Raw genomic sequence first — 20708 nt, 5'->3', positions numbered from 1 at the left:
CGACCTGTGCATTCTCATGCACTTACTCCATAGAAAGGAGGTGATCCAGCCGCAGGTTCCCCTACGGCTACCTTGTTACGACTTCATCCCAGTTACCAGTCTCACCTTAGGACCCTGCCTCCTTGCGGTTGGCTTCAGATACTTCGGGTGCGACCGGCTTCCATGATGTGACGGGCGGTGTGTACAAGACCCGGGAACGTATTCACGGCGCCGTAGCTGATGCGCCATTACTAGCGATTCCGGCTTCGTGTAGGCGGGTTGCAGCCTACAGTCCGAACTGGGCCCAGTTTTTAGGATTTCCTCCGCCTCGCGGCTTCGGCCCCCTCTGTACTGGGCATTGTAGTACGTGTGCAGCCCTGGGCATAAGGGCCATACTGACCTGACGTCGTCCCCACCTTCCTCCCAGTTGATCTGGGCAGTCTCGCCAGAGTCCCCACCATTATGTGCTGGTAACTGGCAACAGGGGTTGCGCTCGTTGCTGGACTTAACCAAACATCTCACGACACGAGCTGACGACGGCCATGCAGCACCTGTGTAACGCCTCCGAAGAGTCGCATGCTTTCACATGTTGTTCATTACATGTCAAGCCCAGGTAAGGTTCTTCGCGTTGCATCGAATTAAGCCACATACTCCACCGCTTGTGCGGGTCCCCGTCAATTTCTTTGAGTTTTAATCTTGCGACCGTACTCCCCAGGCGGCACGCTTAACGCGTTAGCTCCGGCACGCAGGGGGTCGATTCCCCGCACACCAAGCGTGCACCGTTTACTGCCAGGACTACAGGGGTATCTAATCCCTTTCGCTCCCCTGGCCTTCGTGCCTCAGCGTCAGTTAATGTCCAGGAACCCGCCTTCGCCACGAGTGTTCCTCTCGATATCTACGCATTTCACTGCTACACCGAGAATTCCGGTTCCCCCTCCATTACTCTAGTCTCGCAGTATCATGTGCAGTCCGAGGGTTGAGCCCCCGCCTTTCACACACGACTTACGAAACCGCCTACGCACGCTTTACGCCCAGTGATTCCGAACAACGCTTGAGACCTCTGTATTACCGCGGCTGCTGGCACAGAGTTAGCCGTCTCTTCCTCTTGTGGTACTATCTTTTTAATTTGCTCCCACATGACAGGGGTTTACAATCCGAAGACCTTCATTCCCCCACGCGGCGTCGCACCATCAGGGTTTCCCCCATTGTGAATGATTCTCGACTGCTGCCACCCGTAGGTGTCTGGACCGTGTCTCAGTTCCAGTGTGGCCGGACATCCTCTCAGACCGGCTACCCGTCATCGCCTTGGTGAGCCGTTACCTCACCAACTAACTAATAGGACGCGAGCCCATCCCCAAGCGCATTGCTGCTTTAATCTTGCGATATTATGCGGTATTAATCCCAGTTTCCCGGGGCTATCCCACTCTTGGGGGCAGGTTACTCACGTGTTACTCACCCGTGCGCCACTAGAGAACTATTAGCAAGCTAGCAGTTCTCTCGTTCGACTTGCATGTCTTATCCACGCCGCCAGCGTTCGTTCTGAGCCAGAATCAAACTCTCCATCAAAATAATTTTTGAAATTGCTGGACCAAATGGAATCTTTCGATTTCATCTGCGCCATGCTTCAGTCAGCTCTTCCCTCAAGTTGTGTCTCTTGAGGTCCTCTTCGCTCTGCCAAGCACGGCGCGCGTCACGACCTTTTTTCTTTCCCTTGCTTCTACCAATCCGCCCCTCTCGGAGCAAGGTCGCTCCTTCGGGCTTTTTCTCCCTCGCGCATCTCTCGACGCTCTCAGGAAAACCCTCGGCGGGTTCGGTAGTCATTCCCTTGAAATCTTCTTATCGGCCCCTTTAAAGAGGCTCTTCCGGGTGGCATTCCCTGGCTTCATTCAGGCCCTCTTTCGAGCCCCTCATGCCGCCGGGCTTTTCATCCCGTCGCCGTGTTGGCGTGCCGAGAAGTCTATCAAAACTACCCCTCTTGTCAATTTTTTTCGATATGTTTTTTCCGATATTTTTTCAACATTCTAAATATTACTGATCCTTAACGTATTACATTTTTCTCTTTTTTCGCGAAAAAGGCCCCTTTCTCAACAAAAGGGGCCCAAACGTTTCAGAAGTCTTAAGCTTCCGCCTGTTTTTTCTTCATGGCTACGTACTGGTGCATGAGGGGCAATTCTCGGAGTGCATTCAGAGCGTCTTTTTTCGCCTGGGCGTAGTCTTTTTTCTCCATCGCCATTTTCATCATGACTTCATAGCAAGCCGCATTGTAACCACCGTCATCCCGCGTATTGGAGTCTTTCATGATCTGGAGAGCATGCCGTGCCGCTTGATAGTTGTACCCACGCATTTCATCCGATCCGTTCAGGATTTTCAGGAGATAGGAAGCCAGAGAGTCTTCCTTCGGGAAACGCGTCAGCACCTGGTCTAAGATATCCGCCACCTTTTCGTAGTCTTTCTCCTTCCAGGCTTCCCCCGCTTGGATTTCCGCCACTGTAGACGCAAACCATCCGTCATCGGCAAATCGCTCGGCGTTTTCCTCAATCAGCTTTTTGTATTCATCAAATTTCTTTTCCCGGCGCAGTTCAAAGGATTTTTTGATGACCGCCTGCATGGCCTGCTGCCGGGACTTGCGTTTCGCATCTTCTTCCGCAAATTGGTTCTTGTCAAAAGAGTCCCGCCGGGCCGTTTCCGCCACCCATTCCGGCATCCTTTTAATTTCACCAGCCCATAGGAGCGTTCCGTCACGGATGACGGCAGCCGCAGGGAATGATTCAAGCTTAAGAGATTCAAAAAGATCCACCACCGAGCGATCCGATGGAACACCGACAGGATAAGCAGTCCACCCTTCCGGACTGTCCAGGTATTCCTGCACCTGTTTTTTATCTGCCGGGATCACGTCCAGCACCACAGCCTTAATCCCCGGATGATCCAGAAGTCCGTATTTTTTCAGGACTACATCAAGTATTCTTCCCGGAGCCCCGTCGCTCCACATGCCGCCCTGCGCCGGAGTCCATCTCCAAAAGCTGATAAATACGGTCTTGCCGGAAGGCAACCCTGTCAGTGCAGGATGATTGACCCAGTCCAGCTTGCTGAAAAGGGGCGTGTATTGTTCGTCCTCCTGCACCGGACCCAGCTCCTGCTTCTTCCGGGGAGGTTCCGGCTTAATTTCCGCAGCTGCCTGGTCCATCAGGGATTGAAACGTTTCCGTAGTGCCGGAAAGCTCCTGCAACTTCGTCCATGCCTTGCTGATGGAGGTCAGGGAAAGCGCTTTCTCCATATCCTGAAGCGCTTCTTTCATGTTCCCCTGCCGCTCCCGGAGTTCCGCCATCATACGCCATGGCAGGGACGCTTCCTTGTTGGATTTCCTTGAGATTTCAATGCAGCGGGCCAGACACCGTTCCACCAGAGCGGTATCCATCTTTCCGGCAGGCACTGATTTTCCCTCCATCAGAGTTCCGGCTATATCAATCTGCACACGGTAATTGTCCGGATATTCCCCGCTCACATCATTCAGTACCGACTGGGCTTCCTCAAATTTGCCCTGTTCCGCCAGTACGAGGAACGGAATCATCTTCATTTGAATCACCTGGTCCTGCGGGAATTTTCCGGAATCCTGAATTTGCTTCAACAGCGCCTGGACTCCCTGTTTCCCGTCCTTTTCTACAAGATCGCGCACCTTTTGCGAGGTTTCACGGTAATGCTGCCACTCATGGGCGCCCGCATCCGGGCCTTTTGCCGGGAGCGAAGCCGCAGAAAAATCCGGCCTCAGCATGGCCTGCATGATTTCTTCCGAAAGCTGTGCGGGATGCCCGCGCCAGATGAGCCGGCCATTTTTAACGGCAAAGGCGTGTGGAATACCGTTTACCTCCAGGGGATCCAGCCACTTCTCCTTGGTCTTCTTTCCATCCACATCCACCGCCATGGTATAGTTCAGGGGAGAGGGACGGTTCTTGATAAATTCTTTCAGGGCTTCCGGGGTCTTCCTGTCCATCACATTGACCCCGACAATCTGCATGCGCGGATTGTCTTTAAATGCCTGGTGAAGCTGTTCCATATGGGGCATCGCGGCAAGACACGGCCCGCACCAGGTAGCCCAGAATTCAAAGATATATACTTTGTCCTTTTCCCACTCCTTCACGGGCGTTCCCTGCAGCCATACCCCCGGCAGCCCTTCCAGGGAAAGCGTAGGAAGGGCTTCCGCCGGAGCGGTTGTTTTATTTTCTTTTTTTCCGGGAGAAGCAGCCAGCAAAGGCATTCCCGCAGACATCACAAAAAGCGCGGAACACCCCAAGGCAAATAAAGAGGAATTTAACATGATAATACCGTACGCCTGAAACGTGCTGAGTCAAGCCAATAGAAGAAGATAAGCCAACACCACCCCGATAAACCGTACTTCCCTTCCCCGGAACAGCAGTGAAAATGCCATGGAGAAAGGAAAATATTAAGCATTAAGTTTTTCGTATAAAAGAAGAAAACGAGTGTTTCCAACATTCATATTTTTTTGAGTTTCATTGGATTTAGGAAAAACCATTTACCTTTTAGGATACGCAAAGACAATATTATTTTCTAAAATAGAAAATATGCCAAAAATGGCTTGCTAGATTTTTTCTGAATGCGAAAAATGCGCTTATGGATGAAATGAAGTCCAGCATCAGGAAGTTTCTCGCCCTTACGAAAATGACCCGGGACGAGTTTGCCGATCTCTGCGGCGTCAGCAAGAGCCAGGTTGATAAGTGGCTCTCCACTGTTCCTATTCCTCCAGCACGACAACGTCTCATAATCAGGATCATGAAAGAGGAATACGCCAAACACGCACGTCTGGCGCAGATGAAGAATCCCAATAGCATTTATGTTCCAGTTACCCCTCAGAAGTATGAAAAGTTCAGAAATGAAGCCGAACGTCACGGATTGACCGTTCCGGAGTGGGCCAGTGAAGCCCTGGATGCGCTTTCCAGCATCAAGAGCAGAAGCTGAAAAGCAGGATTCCACATCCCGGAACCGTCCCAAGGAAAGAGAATATGGCGTTTCAAACGCCTTTCCCCTATCTTTTCTTCATCATTCAACCTGCACCAATTCATGTCTGACGACGATATACGCACCATGGTTAAGGAGTGGCTGCAATGCCAGAACCGCAAGTCCTACCAGCTGGCGGAGGAGATAGGAATCCGGCCACAGACGTTTTACGCACAAATGAGCGTCCGCAAAATATCGGCCAATACCAAAAAAGCGCTTGCCCACATTATCCCGGATCTGGTTTCCGACCCGGATTTGAACGCTCCCCCCGATGCGGAAGGATGCGATCCGAAAAAGCTTAAGATCAAGGAATGGCTCCGGGGCCACGGCAAAACGCGCCAGTGGCTGGCGGAACAATGCCGGGTTTCCGTCCGTACCGTGCACACCTGGTTTGCCGTGCGCGGCAGCATTCCCGTCACCCAGTCCCTTTTCATCGACAAGCTGATGAGCGAAGGGGAGCCCTGGAATGTCCAGCTTTCCAATACCATTCCCGTGAGTTTTTCCGAGACGGAAATGTCCATCATCCACAAGTTCCAGGAACATCATCCGGACATTGACCTCCCCCAGTACGGCATGCATAAAATTCTGGAATTGTGCGTCAATGTCCTCCTTCAGGATGAACGTGTACGGCGGACTCCGTTTTCCGGCTTCACCAGAAAGGCAGAGGCCTGCGCCCATCAGGCTGAATAGGGGAGGAATTCCGGTCGCCAAGCCTCTTCTTCCGGGGGCAACCCATTAAAAATGCACCGGCAGCATGACCGGAGCATTCCGGGGCGCTGTTTTCCTGGCCCTTGGCCACCCTTTCCATTCCCGCACGGCATCAAATCGGCCCTTACCCACTACCAGCCCTGTTCCGGCATTTCTCCAGGAAACCTTTTCCAGATGAAAAACATGCTTTCACCGCATGAAGGAACCCCGTTATTCCTGAAAGAATACGGGGTTCCGGAAAATGGCACGTCCAACTGGATTCGAACCAGTGACCCACTGCTTAGAAGGCAGTTGCTCTATCCAACTGAGCTATGGACGCATGGTGCGGAAGGAGATTAACAAAGAATATCTCGGCTTGGCAAGCCCGTATCTTTAAAAGAGCGCTTTCAGCCTCCGGATCAACGGTTGCCCGGGGAAGACATGCCAGCCAGGGCAGCCCCGAATTCCTGCACCAGCGGTTCCTGCCGGGAGAACATGCGCTCCCTCTCCTCCGGCTCCGTGTCAATGTAGCCGTGCAAGTGCAGCAGGCCGTGCACCATGTACCGGAATAGTTCCCTGTATACCGGCTCATGGAATTCCGCCGCCTGCCGGATGGCGGTATCATAGCTGACGATGATTTCGCCCACCCCGTCTCCGTGGGGAAAGGTGATGACGTCCGTCACCGTGGGATCATTCAGAAAACGGGCATGCACGTCCCGGATGGCTTCATCGTCCACCACGCTTATTTCCACCTCGTCCAGACCGGAGAGAACGGGCACAGGACCTTCAGGCAGCGCCAGTACGGCGGGGAGGCAAGCCACCAGGGCGCCATTCAGGGCTTCCGCCACGGACGGGCTCAGGCGCCCCTTTTCCAGATGGTCGTAGAGTTCAAGATGCGGTTTCATTTTTCTCCGTATCCGTCCCGTCCTTTTCGTCCGCTTTACCGGGTTTTTCCGTATCCCCTGCACCGGTATCGGGCAGTTCCATGATTTCCGGAATCGCTTTGTTTTCCTGTTCCTCCTTCTCCGGCTTCCGGCCTTCTTCCTTTGCCTCCGCCGGGGGTAGCACGGGCTTTTCAATTTTTGCCTCCGGATTGTGGGAAGGATAGGCAATGCGGTTGTGATGAATGCTTTTCAGCGTCTGGATGAAGCTGTTGCGGATTTTTTTAAGATCACCGAAGGTGAGGCCGCAGTCGTCCAGATGGCCGTCCACTACCCGCTGCTTCAGGAGTTCATCCACTCTCTTCTGCATTTCCTCACAGGAGATTTTCCCCATAGAGCGCGTGGCGCTTTCCACGATGTCCGCCAGGCTGACGATTCCCGTTTCCTTGCTCTGGGGATTGGGGCCCTTGTAACGGAAGTTGGATTCCACCACTTCCGGAACATCGTCCGGAGAGGCCAGCCCGCTTTCCACCCTGCCCAGGATTTCATCCCGGTATTGAAGGGCCTTGCGGTAGAAGAAGTAGGCCAGGGATGTGCCGTGATGCTGTTCAATGACGTCCACCAGCGGCCGCGGAAGGTTGTTCGCCTTGGCCAGTTCCACCCCGTCATGAACATGGTCAATGATGATGCGGGCGCTCATGCTGGGCGTCAGCTCATCATGGGGATTAGGGCCGTCCATGATGTTTTCAATGAAGTAAAGGGGGTTCTGCATCTTGCCGATGTCATGGTAGTAGGCGGCCACCCTGCATTCAATGGGGTTGGCGCCGATGGCTTCCGCCGCCGCTTCCGCCAGCTGGGCGACCATCAGGCAGTGGTGGAAGGTTCCCGGGGCCTCCATTTGCAGCCGCTTCATGAGCGGGCGGTTCATGTCCGCCATTTCCAGCCAGGAAATGGGCGTGATGATTTTAAAGACGCCCTCAATGATGGGCAGCACGCCGCTGATCAGCACACTGGTCAGCATGCTCACGCCAAACGCCACAGCCAGGCACACCAGCACGCCCACCAGGTTGTAGTCCCAGGCCTGGAGGTTGATGACTCCCATGATGCAGCACAGTACCATGATCAGGAGCCCCACAAAGAAGCCGGCCCGCAGCAATTGCGCCCGGTTTCTCAGATTATGGGTGAGCAGTACCGTGAGCATGCCGGACAGGGAGCTCAAGATCCAGAATTGGACCTGTTTTTCCGGCACGTATTGCGCCGGCAGGATGAAGAATCCGCCGAGCATGCAGATGGCGATGGTAGCGAACATGCCCAGCAGCGGCCCCAGCAGCACCGTCACAATCAGCGGAGCCATCATATAAGGCAGGTACAGGAGTTCGTTGCCAATGTCCGACGTAATGTTGGCCGTCACATGACGGATGAGGCCAAAGAAGAGGAGCTGAAGCAAAATGGCTCCCCAGGTGACGACAAGTGTTTTGTTCTTTTTCCGCAGGGCCCCGGCGCAAAGCCAGTACATGGGCATCAGCGCCAGCGTCACGGAGAAGAGCAGGAAGGCTTCAGATACATTGTGCCACAGGGATTTTCCCCAATGGGGGCTGTAACTGCCCATCCACTGCAGGATAATGAAAACCAGAATGCACAGGCCTACGGATACCGCCACGTTGGAGTCCAGGCGGTCTCCCGGCGAACGGGGCGCGGAAGAGGCCTCTTCCGCGGTTTTTCCATCTTTTACCGCTGCTGCGGCATGTTTTTTCAGAAAATGAAACATGGTTGATTATTTAGGGTACACTTCGGAGATTTCCGGAATGGCGCCCAGTCTGGCCATCTCCTCTTCAATGAGGGGATTGACCCCCTGCTGCACCATTTCCATGGAGACTCTCAGGGCATTGCGGATGGCGGCGGGGGAGGAGCTCCCATGCGCGATGATGGTTACGCCCCGGACGCCCAGCAAGGGGCTCCCACCCACGGAGTCGGCAGAGAGGCGCGCCTTCATGGCACGGAATGCACCGGAAGCGCAGGCGGCTCCCATCATGCGGAGCGGATTCGCCTGAAGTTCCTCCTTCAGCCATTTGCCGAATGCCTTGGCGGTGGCCTCGCAGGTTTTCAGCAGCACGTTTCCCGTAAAACCATCCGTCAGCGCCACGTCTATTTCATGTTCAAAGAGATCGTGACCTTCCACATTGCCCACAAATTGAAAAGGGAGCGCGCCGCGCTCCTCCAGATGCTTCAACAGGCAAAAGGTTCCCTTGGTAAAGTCCGTTCCTTTTTCATCTTCAGAGCCATTGCTCATCACCCCTACCTTGGGCATCGGCTTGCCATAAACGGAACGGGCCAGGATACTGGCCATGACGGCGTAGCCCACCAGATGCCGGGGCTTGGCCTCCGGGTTGGCGCCGGTATCCGTCACATTGCAGACTCCGAATTCATTGGGAAGCTGGGTCACAATGCCTGCGCGTTCCACGCCGTTAAGCAGCCTGAGCTTGATGGTGGCGGCCGCCACGGCCGCGCCCGTGTTGCCCGCGCTGACCACGGCGTCCGCGTCTCCGGATTTAACCAGGTCCACGGAAACGGACATGGAGGAGTTTTTCTTCTGCCTCACCGCCAACAGGCCGGATTCATTCATTTCCACCACTTCCGCAGCGGGAACAATTTCCACACGCGGACCGGAAAGGCCCCAGCGGTCACAGGAACCACGCACCACCTCTTCCCTCCCCACCAGGTAGATTTTTTCAATGAGAGGGAAATCCTGCAGGGCCCGCTTTGCCCCGTCCAGGTTAATATCGGGCGCATTGTCGCCGCCCATCACATCCAGTGCAATCTTCATAGTATTTGTTGAAGAAGTGTGTTAACAGAAAAAGCAGCCTGCTTCAAGCAAGTTCAGCCGCTTTGCGGAGCAAAAGCGGCTGGAGAATCAATATGATAACGCCGGATTACGGCGATACTTTTCAAGGCAAATGCGGTGCCTGCGGAGCTTACGCTTCCGCCTTCACCACAATTTCCTTGCCGGAACGGGTCGTATACGTACCGCAATTGGGGCAGGCGGTATGACCGGGGGTGCTGCTGCCGCAATTCTGGCACTTGCGGAGCTTCGGAGCGCGCCATGCCTGCGCGGCAAGGCGGGTACGCTGCTTCATCTTGGACGTTCTGCGCTTAGGTGCTGCCATAATTCTAGTTGGTAAAAAGGTGATTAATGATGATCCCCCAGCTCATTGAGGGCGTCCCACACGCCACTATTCTTGCTCGGGGCAGAACTGTTTACACCCGTTACCCCCTCTTTGTCCACCCCAAAATATGGAGTTTTCGCCATACAGTCGTTTTCCATGCCTCCGTCCGCGCATTTCGGGTACGCCGGGAAATCCAGGACTATTTCTTCACGCATGGAGTCGGAAACATCCACAACACTCTGTGAATCAATTTCAAAAGAGGTGGCAAATTCATTTACCTCCACCACGTAGTCAAAGTACCCCAGGCACCGCACGCAGCGGAATTTGAACGGGGCGGAAATGTTGCCCCTCACGAATAATTCGTTCTCAAATCTCTGCACGTACAGGTCAAAAGCAAGAGGTCCAATGGAATTAACCTCTTCATCGTCGATGCCGAAGATTTCGGAATCCAGCTCACCGCTGTATTTCTTTCCCGCTTCCGGCAAGTTCTCAAGCTCTACCAGCAATCTTTTCATGACCGCATTTTACAGGCACACTCCGCGCCTGACAAGCAGACAGGGCGGCACCATCCCCGGAAAGGGGCGGAATGACACATCCCCTTTTTCCCGCAGCCCTTCCAATCCGTGCCGGACCTAACCGGGAGGCCATTCCAACTTGCGGCCCGCCAGCAGGTGCATGTGCAGATGGGGCACCGCTTCTCCGGCGTCCGGTCCGTTGTTGATGACCAGGCGGAAGCCGTTCTGGTCCATGCCCAGGCTTCTGGCGATGCGTCCGGCGGCCAGCATCATGTGGCCCAGCAGGGCTCCGTCTTCCTCCCCTGCCTCGGAAAGACGGGGAATGGGCTTGCGCGGAACCAGCAGCAGATGTTCCGGAGCCTGCGGGCTGATGTCCCGGAAACAGACGCACTGTTCATCCTGGTAAACGATGTCCGCGGGAATGTCCCCGGAACAGATTTTTTCAAATAACGTAGCGGCCATAAAATCAAAGAGGGGTTCGGGATGGTTTTAGCATATTCCGGGAGCCGGGGACAAGTCATTCCCTGGCGGCGGAGGCGCGGCGCAGACGGTCCATGATGGCACGGCCCAGTCCCGCCTCCGGAACAGCCTCCGCCACAATGACGTCAATGCCTTCATTTTCATCCATCTGCCTCATCAGGGCAAACAGGCGTACGGCGGCCTCCGCCAGGCGTCCGTTGCCGGGGCTCATGGCTACAACCTCCGCCCAATTCCCTTCCTGGGCCAGATCAGAAGTCCCCTCATAGGAGAGCAAACCGTACCGCACCCCTTCCACGGGCACGAATTCCTCACCGGGTTCCAGCAGCATCATGGGCTTGCGCGGCGCATAATGGCTGCTGAGCTGTCCCGGGGCATCCGCCGGAGCTTTTTCCGAAACGGGGCGTGCGGAAGGCTTGCGGCGCACCACCTTCACCAGGTTCCGGAATTGTTCCCGGGTCACGGGCCCTTCACGCAGCAGTTCCAGCGCAGGCTTCCCCTTCTCGTCAAGCATGGGGCGCACAATGGTGCTCTCCAGCCCCTCGGAGCAGGCGCCGGCATCCAGAATCATTTCTATGCGTCCGTCCAGCTCCTTCTGCACGGCTGAGGCGGAGGTAGGGCTGATATGCCCGAAGCGGTTGGCGCTGGGCGCAGCCACGGGACGCCCCAGCGCCTTGGCCACCCCGCGCATGGCGGGATGCGCGCTCACGCGCACGGCCACCGTCGGAAGTCCGCTGGTCACAATGTCCGGGATGATATCCGCCTTCGGCAATACCATCGTCAGCGGCCCCGGCCAGAATTTGGACGCCAGCGTATGCACCAGCTCTTCCAGCTCTTCCGGAATGGCGGTATATTTATCCACTTCCTTCCCATGATGCACATGGATGATCAGCGGGTCAAAAGAAGGACGCCCCTTGGCTTCAAAAATCCTGGCCACCGCTTCCGGGTTCAAGGCATCAGCTCCCAGGCCGTACACGGTCTCCGTGGGGATTCCCACCAGCGCACCCGCCGCCAGCGCTTCCGCCGTGCGGACATACAGTTTGCGGTTGTCTGACAGGGGGTCTACCTCGAACAATTCGGTTTGCATGGCCTTATCCTTGCCTGAAGGAAGCTCCTGCGTCAAGTAAGACATGGTTTCCCGAAGGCGGGAACCCGTCAAATTCGCGGAAGCGCGGCATGACGGCCCCGCACGGCGGCTCACGGTCCTCCAGAAGTCCCCCATTCCTCTTCCAACTCAAACCGGAAAAGGCCATACGGCTAAAAAGTTGTTTTCTCAAGCATCCGGATTGAGTACAATCAGGCCATGAAGGAGGCCGCGCCAACATCCTTGCCAAACATCATCCTGATCGGGCTGATGGGGTGCGGCAAAACAACCATCGGGAAGGAACTTCACCGGGAGACGAGCCTCCGTTTCACGGATACGGACCAACTGATCGAGCGGCAGACGGGTATGAGCATCCCGCAGATTTTCAAGACTCACGGAGAATCACATTTCCGTGATTTGGAAACCGGAGTCCTCCGCCAGATGCAGGCCGCAACCAGGCAGAGCCGCATTATATCCACCGGGGGCGGCATCACCATCAGGCCGGAAAACCGGAAACTGCTGAAAAAACTGGGCTTTGTCGTGTGGCTCCACACGGACGTGAACACCCTGTACCAGCGCATTTCCCGCTGCACCAACCGCCCCCTGCTCCAGCAGCCCAACCCGAAGGCCATACTGACCCGCCTCATGGAAGAGCGGCATGATTTTTACCAGCAGACGGCACACCTGACCATTGATACGGCCAATCTCCATATTCATGAGATAGCCTTCGGCATTCTGGAATCCGCCAGAGTCTTCCGTTCCCGCCAGTAATAGCGCACTCCGCTTTTTCTGCGGACACGCGCACAGCTTGTCCCCGCCCCGGGCTTTCCCATGCGCGCTTTACTCCCTGATCTCCCTGATTTACCGCTGCCCTTCTCCGCGCAAGAAACAACAAAAGGCGGTCCCCGCCAGAGGAACGCCTTCAGGAAAAATTGGTAAGGAACCGGACTTAGGCCTTGCGGGCCTTGCGGATCATGGAATTCACCGTTTCAGAGGGCTGGGCGCCATTGGAAAGCCACTTGTCAACCTTTTCCAGGTCGATGGTGTAGTTCACGCCTTCCTTCATGGGATCATAGGAACCCACTTGTTCGATGTAACGGCCGTCGCGACGAGCACGGCTGTCGACAACTACGATTTTATAGTAAGGACGGTCCTTGGAACCCTGACGGTTGAGTCTGATTGCTACTGCCATATCAATTATAAGTAAAAGGTGTTAATGGGGAACTTGCGCGCCTTGTCACTCACATGCGTGCGCGTTCAGCTTCCCATAGCGGGTGCAGATGTATGCGATATAATGGAGTCATTGTCAACACCAGAGTTGTTTTTCCGGTAAAAAAGCCGTTCCTCCCCTCCCCCGGTCAGGAAAAACTTTCCACCGCCATGCACCCGAAGGAATAAAGCATGCTGAGGCCAAACCCCGCCAGCACCAGAGACAACACGCCATCCACCCTCCCCGCATTCCGGTCATAAAAGGAACGGATGGGACGCCAGCGGAAAACAAGAGCCCACAGAATCCACCCCGCCGTTCCCGTCACTACGATCAACGTGCCGATAAACAGGGCATACGAGGGATCATGATTTTTTTCCAGCAGCGGGGCGGACAGCGCTACAAAGAAGAACGTGGCCTTGGGGTTCATCAGGTTGGTCACCAGAGCATCCCGGTAAATGCCGGAGGCCGCGGGAACGTCTTCACCCGCGGCGACGGCCCCTTTTTCTCCCCGCGGCCATATCTTCCACGCCAAATACAGCATCCAGCAGGAGGCGGCGCAGAAGAGGACCAGCCCCAGGGAACTGTGAAAAACGGATGCCCCCACCGTGCATGCCAGCGCCGCGTGGGCGATCACCCCCGTCCCGATGCCCAGCGCGGCCATGACTCCGGCGCCGAAGCCGTAGGCCAGCGTGCTCCGGGTGACAAAGGCCTGGTCCGGGCCGGGTGACGCCTGGGAGAGCAGCAGGATGCCTGCAAATATGAGTTCTTCCGTCATGGGATAAAGCGGCCTTTACGCCCTGGGATGCGCCTGCCTGTAAACCTCCGCCATCCGGGCACGCGTCACGTGGGTATAAATCTGCGTGGTGGACAGGGAGGCATGCCCCAGCAGTTCCTGCACGGAGCGCAGGTCAGCCCCGGCATCCAGAATATGCGTGGCAAACGTATGCCTGATCTTGTGTGGTGAAATGGTAAAAGGGATGGAGGAGAGCTTCACGTACTTGTCCAGCATCAGCTGCACGGCGCGCGCGCTGAGCCTGGTGCCTATGCGGGAAACGAACAGGGGGGAATCCTTCGGCAAGCAGGCCATGGAGGCATAGGCCTCCAGAGCCGCCAGGGCGGGCGCGCCCACAGGCAGGATGCGTTCCTTGCGCCCCTTCCCCATGACCCGCACTCCCCGGAAGCGGTGGTCCACGCTGCTCACGTCCAGCCCCACCAATTCGCTCAGGCGCATGCCGCAGGAATAAAAAAGTTCCAGGATGGCCGCATCACGGTAGGGGAGCCAGGCGGGAGCATTGGCGGGCACGGGCGCCTTGTACGGCAGCTCCAGCAATTCCAGCATCTGGTTAAGCGTCAGGAAAACAGGCAGGTTCTTCTTTTTCCTGGGGAGGGAAACGCCCGTCATCGGGCTGGCTTCCAATCCATGGCGGCGCATCATAAACCGGTAAAAACTGCGCAGGGCGGCAAAGCGCAGGCGGATGGTGGCCGTGGCGGCTTCATCCTTCAGCTCCTGGAACAGCCAGTCCCTCATCTGGTCCGGCGTGCAGTTTTCCCACCCCGTGAACGAACCGTCCGCCCAGGTCCGGAACTGGCGCAGCGCGCGGGCATACACCTCCACCGTGTGGGGAGAAGCCTGCTTCTCCACCTCCAGATATTGCAGGAAGGCCCGCTCCGGTTCCAGAGGCTGCTCCATGATAAAGAATCAAGTTATTCCGTGCTTTTATCCTTCTCCTCCCCGGCATTCACCGGAGCCTCCCTCAATAGCACTTCACTGATATTCGCCCGGATGAACAAGTCAATGTCGTCCGGTTCCTCCATGGCGTACAGGGGACTGTCCTGATGGCTGTCCGCCAGGGCCTGCTCTTTCTCCACCGGGCTCAGCACTCCATCCTGGTCCAGATCGTAAAGGTCCATCATTTCCTTCATCTTAGTCCGGTACAGAGCCGCCGCATCCTTCATGACGGCCGCGTGCTCCTCCGGGTCAATGCGGCCGTTTCCGTTAGCGTCATACTTCTGCAGCAGCATGTTCCTGGTCAGCAGAAACAGGCCGGGAGCCACCATGAAGCGCTTCTGCCCCGGAGTCCGTATTTCCACCAGGGGAACGACTTCCATCATGGGCGTTCCCGGCTCACTGCCGGGGGGGGGAGGCGGAGGAAGCTCGTTCCGCTTGCCCGTTCCGGCATCCGGCTTGCGGGCGCCGCGGCGTTTTTCCACATGCTCCCGGAAGGCTTTGTACTCCTCCGGGGAAAGCTTTCCGTCCCCGTCCTTGTCAAACTGCATCAGGAATTTCTTTCTGGCCTCCTTGCGCGCAGCGCGCGCATCCTCCACCAGCCGGGCCTTGTCCTGCCCGGACAGGATACCTGTTCCGGTACCGTCATACCGGTCCAGAACCATCTGGCGGATCAAAAGAGTTACCTGAAGGCATTCCAGACCGGGCCTGGGCACCGCCTCTGCCTCCTGGCGGTCTCCGGAAGCCACGGACTGCCCTGCCGCAAGCGGCGGAAAACCGAACGCCAGCGCAACGGAGCACGATAGAATAATAGTGTGGGGCAATCTCATGGTCATTCTTATTAACCCCGCCGGAAAAAGACGGTTTCAAAAATAAACATCCGCCCCTGCCGTCGGGCGACACGGGCGGATGCTGAAAACGTATGGAAAGGTGGAAAACCTTATTTCTCCACCTGAACGATGGCGTTCTTTTCCAGCTCAACAACCACGCCTTCCGCGATCTTGAGGGAAACGGTGCGGTCATTCACCTTTTCCACAAAACCATGCAGGCCTGCGTTCGTGATTACCTGGTCCCCGCGCTGCAGGGCTGCGATGCGCGCCTGCTGTTCCTTCTGGGCCTTCCGCTGCGGACGGATCAGCATCACCCAGAACAGGACGATGATAATCACAAACATGAACATGGGGCTGCTGAGGATCTGCTGGAACATATTTCCAGATTCCTGTCCGGCGGCGGCATCCTGGGCCTGTGCTAACATGAAGATATTCATAAAATGTTATTTGCTTTGTATCGTGCGATGAATGAATCCTTGAAGGAGCCGAACGTGCCGGCGGCTATGGCCTCACGCGCCTGAGCCATCAGCCGCAGATAGAATTCCAGATTCTGGAAAGAAAGCAATCTTAAAGCGAGTATTTCACCGGCTTTAAACAGGTGGCGCACATAAGCGCGGGAGAATTGTGTGACATGCGGGTGCCCTTCCGGGTCGATCGGGCGGGAATCCGCGGCCCAGCGCTGGTTCTTGATATGCATGGGGCCGTCCGGAGTCAGGGCCACGCCGTGGCGCGCCAGGCGCGTGGGCATCACGCAGTCAAACATATCCACGCCGCGGGCGATCATCTCCAGAAGCTGGGGGGGCGTGCCCAGCCCCATGGCGTAACGCGGCTTGTCCTCCGGCAGCCAGGGCGCGGAATGGTCAATCGCCCGGAGCATCTCCTCCTCCGGCTCACCCACGGAAACGCCGCCGATGGCATAACCGTCAAAATCCATGGCAGCCAGTTCCTCCGCGCACCTTTTCCTCAAATCCGCATACACGGACCCCTGCACAATGCCGAAATGGTGCTGCCGCCCCTCCCCGGAACGGGGCTGGTGTTCCCGCACCCATTCCCTGCAGCGGCGCGCCCACCGGAGCGTATAGCCCAGGGAGGCCTCCGCATACTTCCTGTCGCAGGGATAGGGGGGGCACTCGTCAAACAGCATGGCGATGTCACTGCCCAGGTCCGCCTGAATCTCCATGGAGCGCTCCGGACTCAGCATCATGTACGCGCCGTCCAGATGGTTCTGGAACCGCACCCCTTCCTCCGTAATCTTGCGGAGTTTGGCAAGAGACCAGACCTGGAAACCGCCGGAATCCGTCAGAATCGGGCGGTTCCAGGAGGAAAACCGGTGCAGGCCGCCCATCTCCCGGATCAGGGAGGAACCGGGGCGCAGGGACAAATGGTAGGTATTCCCCAGGATGATCTTTGCGCCCAGGGATTCCAGATCCTGCGGATGCATGGTCTTCACGGAACCCTGCGTCCCCACCGGCATGAAGATGGGGGTGGGAACCTGTCCATGGGGCAAATCAAGCGTGCCCAGGCGCGCGGCGGTGGAGGAATCTTTCTGGTGAAGTGTAAAAGGCATGGTAATCAGGCTTTCTGCAATTTAATGAAACGGGCGCGGTAAATCGGTTTCCCCATGGACTCCCATTGAAGCTGGAAATCCGTTTTGGGATAAAAAAACTCATCTTCGTCCCAGCTTGCGCGGCTGAACAGGCCGCTGCGCTCCACATGGTCCAGCACCCACTGGAAATACTCTTCATGGTCCGTCTTGAACAGGAACTCCCCGCCATCAGCCAGGGAGCGGTGCAGCACGGGCAGAAAATCATCCTGCACCAGGCGGTTCTTATGGTGCCTTTCCTTGGGCCACGGGTCCGGGCACAGATAATGCAGTCTGGAAATGCACCCCGGCTTCATCAGCCACTCCAGAAAATAGCGGCTCTCCACCCGGAGCACCTTCACGTTTTCCAGTTTCCGGACCGCCGCACGGGAGCAGACGCCCCGCACCCGGCCCAGCAGCCGCTCAATGCCCAGGAAACGGCGCTCCGGATAATGGGCCGCCATCTGGAGCAGGAACCCTCCGTCCCCACAACCCAAATCCACCTCAAACGGGCCGTCCGCGCCAAAAATATCGGAGGGCGCCAGCACCTTGAAAAAATCGTCTGGGATAAAGGCCGGATTTGTCATGGGAATCAACGTGCGCATAAGATGCGGTACAAAACGGACTCTGTCAAATGAGAAGAGCCCCTCCCCGCAAACATGGCGGGAAGAGGCCCGGAAGGAGGGAATCACTGCGTCAGGAAGCCTCAGCTCCGGTAATAAAGGCGGTTGTAAATCTTGCGGTCAAAACGGTAATAGCGCGCCGCACGGTGGGCCACCCCCTCCTCCTTCTCATCCAGGGGCACGATATAGGGACGGGAGGCAATCTTCTTATGGAAATTGCGGACGTCCATCGGTTTGCCGTGAATTTCCTCATTCAGCCTCCTGAGCTGGAGCGCCGTAAACTTGGCGGGCAGCATATCGTAAATCAGCGCGGGCTCCTTCTTCACGGAAGAACGTATCTTCTCCAGGGCCAGGTCAATGATGTCCCGGTGGTCAAACGCCAGTTCAGGAAGCCCGTCCACAGGCACCCAGCGGGTCTTGTGGCTCTCCATTAACTTGCGCAGCTTGGTGGATATCCTCAGCATGGCCATATACGCCACCGTCACCAGCCGGCCGATCTTCTGGCCGGAAACGGCCTCCACCCACTCCCGGTCTGCCGGATTCTTGATGCGCGCCGGCGCGCCGAAGGTATGGAACTGCTCCAAATGGGGGGAAGACATGCCCGTCATGTCAAACAGGATGCGGCGTGCCGCGGCGTCCAGCTCTTCCTCCTCATAAATCAAATCACCGGGCAGCTTGGAAATAGCGCCGGTATGGCCGGGTTCGACATGCGTCTTTTCAACCAGAAGGACCTTCAGCCCTTCCTCATCGAACCCGATCAACACACAATCCACTGAGAGATGTGGATAAAATGCCTGTCTGCTCATTATGTTATCTATTATTGTAGTAAGTTCCCAGAATCGCACCAACGCTACGCAAGCGGCCCAGTCAAGTCAACCAAAATCAAAACCGGATCCGGAAAGTCCGCAGTAACCGCTCCGGACCTCCGGAGAAACCGTTTTCCCCGGAAGGGAAACGCATCAGCGTCTTGCAATCCGCCGTATTCCCGTCCATACATAACCTATGCACACGGGCATCATCAGGGGAGCGGCCATGCTGGCCGGGGTGTTATGGCTGGCATCCTGCTCCTCCTCCCCCAAAAGCCGGGACTACCCCGGTTACATGACCCGTCCCTACACCATACGGGGCCACCGCTACCACCCCATGAGCGTGGAACAGGCCCTGTCCTATGAACAGACAGGCATTGCCTCCCACTATAACGAATGCGCCCTGTGGGGGCTGGTCAGCGGGGAAACGGCCATTGGAGAAAACGTGCGCCCCTGGCACCTGCACGCGGCGCATCCCACCCTGCCCCTCCCCTGTGAGGTGCTCGTCCAATCCCTGCGAACGGGAAAAACCGTGAAAGTACGTGTCAACGACCGCGGCCCCTTCATTAAAAACCGTCTCATTGACCTGAGTGAAAAAGCCGCGGAACGGCTGGACATGAAACATCATGGGCTGGACCGCGTCAGAATCACCGTCCTTTCCGTGGGAGACGGCAAATGGAAGCGGGAAGCGCCGCCCTATGCCACGCCGCCCTGACTCACTTCAGCACGTTCTGCGTGGTCTTGAAATGCATCTTGGCTACCTTCGGCAGCATCTCCTCCCCGTGTACGGCCACCAGCTGCCGGGCGGCCTTCACCACCTGGCCGGAGGCGCCCAGCGGCAGCTTCATGCCTGCGGCCTCTCCCGCCGCATCCATCCAGTTCACAAAACGTTCACGCGCCAGAATGGATGCAGCAGCCACCGCCACGTCACTCTCCGCCCGGACGCGCTGTTCCAGCCGGATGGACAGTTTTTTGGCGGCCAGCGCCCTTTTCAGGACAAACGGATTGGCAAACTGGTCACTCAGCGCCATGGGGCAATCCGGCACTTTGGCCGCCAGGCCTTCAATCACCGTGGCATGGCCCCAGGCCAGAAAACGGTTCAAATTCTTAAACTCCGGATAAAGCTGGTTGTACCGTTCCGGGCCTATGCTTACCAGATGAAACCGGATGCCCGGAACCTTGCGTATCCCTTCCGCCAGGGAACGGATTCTGGCGGAGGAACCCACCAGCTTGCTGTCGCAGACGCCCAGCTTGCGCAGGGCGGCGCTGATGCGGCCGTCCACATAAACCCCGGCTACCACCAGCGGGCCGAAGTAATCCCCCTTGCCGCTTTCATCAATGCCGAAATGGGCTTCTGTTTTTCCTCCCTCCTCTTCCACTTCCGCAGGGAGGGACAGGATGCCCGTCACCTGCGGCTCCAGGGTAAACTCTATAAACTCGTCCGTTCCCTTCCCCTGAAGAAGAAGCTTGTTCTTCTTCTCATAAACCGTCACCAGCAGGGAGGGTCCCGCAAAGGAAAAGCGCGCGTAAGGCACCTCCCTTTTTTCAAACCCCTTTCCCTCCAGAATGGACTCAAGCCTTCCGGCCTGAGCGTCAGTCAGCATGGTTGTAAATGTGGTGCGCATATCCTCCCTCCCGGCGCAGGAACGCCCGGCGGCGAATAATGGAAGCATTCAAACCGCTACGGTCAAGCAAAATCCTCGCATCGCGCGGTTGCGGACGCAAAAATCAAGCATGCCACGGATTATATGATTTTTTAGGAGACAAATCACGGACGCTGAACTATAAAACTCATACATTCATATCATTCTGCACTCCATATGGCTAAAACATTAACAAAACGAGACCTCGTTAACAAGATCAGCGCCGAAACCAACTTCACCCAGATTGAAGTGTTCGACATCGTACAACGTGCCGTGGACATTATCTCCAGCACACTTGCGGAAGGTGACCGTGTGGTGATTCGCAACTTCGGAACCTTCCAGGTAAAGGAAGTGAAGCCCAAAGTAGGCCGCAATCCCAAGAATCCTGACCAGGACGTGCCGATTCCCGCCCGTTCCGTCGTCAAGTTCAAGGTAGGCAAGGAACTGAAGGACCAGGTCGCCAAGCTGACCGCTTCCAAGTAACCTTCCCC

22 protein-coding genes, 1 tRNA gene and 1 rRNA gene are annotated in these 20708 nt (G+C 56.6%); 5 read left to right on the top strand and 19 right to left on the bottom strand.

The annotated features are described in order from the left end of the window. Positions 1–33 precede the first annotated feature (33 nt). Positions 34–1545: ribosomal RNA gene (locus CXU21_RS07780) — 16S ribosomal RNA — on the bottom strand. 550 nt (positions 1546–2095) lie between these two features. Then, positions 2096–4231, bottom strand: coding sequence for a thioredoxin-like domain-containing protein (locus CXU21_RS07770; protein ID WP_180972717.1), 2136 nt, complete (start codon positions 4229–4231; stop codon positions 2096–2098). A gap of 374 nt (positions 4232–4605) precedes the next feature. On the opposite strand from CXU21_RS07770, the gene CXU21_RS07765 reads away from it, so the two are divergent. Both CXU21_RS07765 and CXU21_RS07760 read left to right on the top strand, forming a co-directional pair. After that, positions 4606–4950: a hypothetical protein gene (locus tag CXU21_RS07765; protein WP_102712361.1), complete on the top strand. Its 345-nt coding sequence runs from the start codon at positions 4606–4608 to the stop codon at positions 4948–4950. Between the two features lie 102 nt (positions 4951–5052). After that, positions 5053–5679, top strand: coding sequence for a hypothetical protein (locus tag CXU21_RS07760; protein WP_146017013.1), 627 nt, complete (start codon positions 5053–5055; stop codon positions 5677–5679). Positions 5680–5939: 260 nt separating this feature from the next. Here CXU21_RS07760 and CXU21_RS07755 read toward each other — a convergent pair. The 8 genes from CXU21_RS07755 to CXU21_RS07720 all read right to left on the bottom strand — a co-directional run bounded on the left by CXU21_RS07755 (position 5940) and on the right by CXU21_RS07720 (position 11845). After that, positions 5940–6016: transfer RNA gene (locus CXU21_RS07755), tRNA-Arg, on the bottom strand. A 79-nt stretch (positions 6017–6095) separates the two neighbouring features. Further along, positions 6096–6581, bottom strand: a complete 486-nt coding sequence (ybeY, locus tag CXU21_RS07750; protein WP_102725639.1) for an rRNA maturation RNase YbeY — start codon at positions 6579–6581, stop codon at positions 6096–6098. Then, positions 6565–8325, bottom strand: a complete 1761-nt coding sequence (locus tag CXU21_RS07745) for an HD family phosphohydrolase (RefSeq protein ID WP_102725638.1) — start codon at positions 8323–8325, stop codon at positions 6565–6567. Before CXU21_RS07745 ends, ybeY begins: the two co-directional genes overlap by 17 nt. A gap of 6 nt (positions 8326–8331) precedes the next feature. Further along, positions 8332–9381 (bottom strand): phosphate acyltransferase PlsX, encoded by a 1050-nt coding sequence (gene plsX / locus CXU21_RS07740; protein ID WP_102725637.1) that lies wholly within the window; start codon positions 9379–9381, stop codon positions 8332–8334. Positions 9382–9529: 148 nt separating this feature from the next. After that, a complete protein-coding gene (rpmF, locus tag CXU21_RS07735; protein WP_012419324.1) occupies positions 9530–9721 on the bottom strand; it encodes a 50S ribosomal protein L32 in 192 nt (63 codons plus the stop codon). 23 nt (positions 9722–9744) lie between these two features. Continuing rightward, a complete protein-coding gene (locus CXU21_RS07730; RefSeq protein WP_146017012.1) occupies positions 9745–10236 on the bottom strand; it encodes a YceD family protein in 492 nt (163 codons plus the stop codon). Between the two features lie 117 nt (positions 10237–10353). Further along, the gene (locus CXU21_RS07725; protein WP_102712347.1) at positions 10354–10698 is read right to left on the bottom strand and encodes a histidine triad nucleotide-binding protein; all 345 of its coding nucleotides are present in this window, start codon (positions 10696–10698) and stop codon (positions 10354–10356) included. 55 nt (positions 10699–10753) lie between these two features. Beyond that, the gene (locus CXU21_RS07720; protein ID WP_257997373.1) at positions 10754–11845 is read right to left on the bottom strand and encodes an L-threonylcarbamoyladenylate synthase; all 1092 of its coding nucleotides are present in this window, start codon (positions 11843–11845) and stop codon (positions 10754–10756) included. Between the two features lie 171 nt (positions 11846–12016). Here CXU21_RS07720 and CXU21_RS07715 point away from each other — a divergent pair, with 171 nt between their 5' ends. Further along, positions 12017–12568 carry a shikimate kinase gene (locus tag CXU21_RS07715; protein ID WP_102725635.1) on the top strand — a complete coding sequence of 184 codons (552 nt, stop codon included), beginning with the start codon at positions 12017–12019 and terminating at the stop codon, positions 12566–12568. 178 nt (positions 12569–12746) lie between these two features. Here the strand turns inward: CXU21_RS07715 and rpsP are convergent, their stop codons facing one another. The 8 genes from rpsP to CXU21_RS07675 all read right to left on the bottom strand — a co-directional run bounded on the left by rpsP (position 12747) and on the right by CXU21_RS07675 (position 18574). Next, on the bottom strand, positions 12747–12989 hold the full coding sequence (gene rpsP, locus CXU21_RS07710; protein ID WP_102712343.1) for a 30S ribosomal protein S16: 243 nt from the start codon (positions 12987–12989) through the stop codon (positions 12747–12749). Between the two features lie 166 nt (positions 12990–13155). Continuing rightward, positions 13156–13782, bottom strand: coding sequence for a LysE family translocator (locus CXU21_RS07705; protein WP_102712341.1), 627 nt, complete (start codon positions 13780–13782; stop codon positions 13156–13158). Between the two features lie 15 nt (positions 13783–13797). Beyond that, positions 13798–14697: a tyrosine recombinase XerC gene (locus tag CXU21_RS07700; protein ID WP_275539846.1), complete on the bottom strand. Its 900-nt coding sequence runs from the start codon at positions 14695–14697 to the stop codon at positions 13798–13800. Positions 14698–14711: 14 nt separating this feature from the next. Further along, a complete protein-coding gene (locus CXU21_RS07695) occupies positions 14712–15569 on the bottom strand; it encodes a hypothetical protein (RefSeq protein WP_102712337.1) in 858 nt (285 codons plus the stop codon). Positions 15570–15673: 104 nt separating this feature from the next. Continuing rightward, the gene (gene yajC / locus CXU21_RS07690) at positions 15674–15988 is read right to left on the bottom strand and encodes a preprotein translocase subunit YajC (protein ID WP_257997372.1); all 315 of its coding nucleotides are present in this window, start codon (positions 15986–15988) and stop codon (positions 15674–15676) included. An 8-nt stretch (positions 15989–15996) separates the two neighbouring features. Continuing rightward, positions 15997–17130: a tRNA guanosine(34) transglycosylase Tgt gene (gene tgt, locus CXU21_RS07685; RefSeq protein WP_102725634.1), complete on the bottom strand. Its 1134-nt coding sequence runs from the start codon at positions 17128–17130 to the stop codon at positions 15997–15999. Positions 17131–17135: 5 nt separating this feature from the next. Continuing rightward, on the bottom strand, positions 17136–17750 hold the full coding sequence (trmB, locus tag CXU21_RS07680) for a tRNA (guanosine(46)-N7)-methyltransferase TrmB (protein ID WP_257997371.1): 615 nt from the start codon (positions 17748–17750) through the stop codon (positions 17136–17138). A 101-nt stretch (positions 17751–17851) separates the two neighbouring features. Continuing rightward, positions 17852–18574 carry an NUDIX hydrolase gene (locus tag CXU21_RS07675; RefSeq protein ID WP_102712331.1) on the bottom strand — a complete coding sequence of 241 codons (723 nt, stop codon included), beginning with the start codon at positions 18572–18574 and terminating at the stop codon, positions 17852–17854. A 196-nt stretch (positions 18575–18770) separates the two neighbouring features. Between CXU21_RS07675 and CXU21_RS07670 the strand changes: the two genes are divergently transcribed. Beyond that, positions 18771–19289, top strand: coding sequence for a septal ring lytic transglycosylase RlpA family protein (locus CXU21_RS07670; protein WP_219723168.1), 519 nt, complete (start codon positions 18771–18773; stop codon positions 19287–19289). Between the two features lies 1 nt (position 19290). On the opposite strand, the gene rnhC is transcribed toward CXU21_RS07670, so the two are convergent. Continuing rightward, positions 19291–20178 carry a ribonuclease HIII gene (gene rnhC, locus CXU21_RS07665; RefSeq protein ID WP_219723167.1) on the bottom strand — a complete coding sequence of 296 codons (888 nt, stop codon included), beginning with the start codon at positions 20176–20178 and terminating at the stop codon, positions 19291–19293. Positions 20179–20358: 180 nt separating this feature from the next. On the opposite strand from rnhC, the gene CXU21_RS07660 reads away from it, so the two are divergent. After that, positions 20359–20700, top strand: coding sequence for an HU family DNA-binding protein (locus tag CXU21_RS07660; RefSeq protein ID WP_306419612.1), 342 nt, complete (start codon positions 20359–20361; stop codon positions 20698–20700). Positions 20701–20708: the final 8 nt, after the last annotated feature.

Source organism: Akkermansia muciniphila, from assembly GCF_002884975.1.
GTDB classification, from domain to species: domain Bacteria; phylum Verrucomicrobiota; class Verrucomicrobiia; order Verrucomicrobiales; family Akkermansiaceae; genus Akkermansia; species Akkermansia muciniphila_C.
This window is presented reverse-complemented; position numbering and strand designations above follow the sequence as displayed.

Bases quoted from the DNA above. Each gene is read 5' to 3' on its own strand.
- CXU21_RS07770 (WP_180972717.1), bottom strand. From the start codon at position 4,231: ATGCCTTTGCTGGCTGCTTCTCCCGGAAAAAAAGAAAATAAAACAACC.
- CXU21_RS07765 (WP_102712361.1), top strand. From the start codon at position 4,606: ATGGATGAAATGAAGTCCAGCATCAGGAAGTTTCTCGCCCTTACGAAA.
- CXU21_RS07760 (WP_146017013.1), top strand. From the start codon at position 5,053: ATGTCTGACGACGATATACGCACCATGGTTAAGGAGTGGCTGCAATGC.
- ybeY (WP_102725639.1), bottom strand. From the start codon at position 6,581: ATGAAACCGCATCTTGAACTCTACGACCATCTGGAAAAGGGGCGCCTG.
- CXU21_RS07745 (WP_102725638.1), bottom strand. From the start codon at position 8,325: ATGTTTCATTTTCTGAAAAAACATGCCGCAGCAGCGGTAAAAGATGGA.
- plsX (WP_102725637.1), bottom strand. From the start codon at position 9,381: ATGAAGATTGCACTGGATGTGATGGGCGGCGACAATGCGCCCGATATT.
- rpmF (WP_012419324.1), bottom strand. From the start codon at position 9,721: ATGGCAGCACCTAAGCGCAGAACGTCCAAGATGAAGCAGCGTACCCGC.
- CXU21_RS07730 (WP_146017012.1), bottom strand. From the start codon at position 10,236: ATGAAAAGATTGCTGGTAGAGCTTGAGAACTTGCCGGAAGCGGGAAAG.
- CXU21_RS07725 (WP_102712347.1), bottom strand. From the start codon at position 10,698: ATGGCCGCTACGTTATTTGAAAAAATCTGTTCCGGGGACATTCCCGCG.
- CXU21_RS07720 (WP_257997373.1), bottom strand. From the start codon at position 11,845: ATGTCTTACTTGACGCAGGAGCTTCCTTCAGGCAAGGATAAGGCCATG.
- CXU21_RS07715 (WP_102725635.1), top strand. From the start codon at position 12,017: ATGAAGGAGGCCGCGCCAACATCCTTGCCAAACATCATCCTGATCGGG.
- rpsP (WP_102712343.1), bottom strand. From the start codon at position 12,989: ATGGCAGTAGCAATCAGACTCAACCGTCAGGGTTCCAAGGACCGTCCT.
- CXU21_RS07705 (WP_102712341.1), bottom strand. From the start codon at position 13,782: ATGACGGAAGAACTCATATTTGCAGGCATCCTGCTGCTCTCCCAGGCG.
- CXU21_RS07700 (WP_275539846.1), bottom strand. From the start codon at position 14,697: ATGGAGCAGCCTCTGGAACCGGAGCGGGCCTTCCTGCAATATCTGGAG.
- CXU21_RS07695 (WP_102712337.1), bottom strand. From the start codon at position 15,569: ATGACCATGAGATTGCCCCACACTATTATTCTATCGTGCTCCGTTGCG.
- yajC (WP_257997372.1), bottom strand. From the start codon at position 15,988: ATGTTAGCACAGGCCCAGGATGCCGCCGCCGGACAGGAATCTGGAAAT.
- tgt (WP_102725634.1), bottom strand. From the start codon at position 17,130: ATGCCTTTTACACTTCACCAGAAAGATTCCTCCACCGCCGCGCGCCTG.
- trmB (WP_257997371.1), bottom strand. From the start codon at position 17,750: ATGCGCACGTTGATTCCCATGACAAATCCGGCCTTTATCCCAGACGAT.
- CXU21_RS07675 (WP_102712331.1), bottom strand. From the start codon at position 18,574: ATGAGCAGACAGGCATTTTATCCACATCTCTCAGTGGATTGTGTGTTG.
- CXU21_RS07670 (WP_219723168.1), top strand. From the start codon at position 18,771: ATGCACACGGGCATCATCAGGGGAGCGGCCATGCTGGCCGGGGTGTTA.
- rnhC (WP_219723167.1), bottom strand. From the start codon at position 20,178: ATGCTGACTGACGCTCAGGCCGGAAGGCTTGAGTCCATTCTGGAGGGA.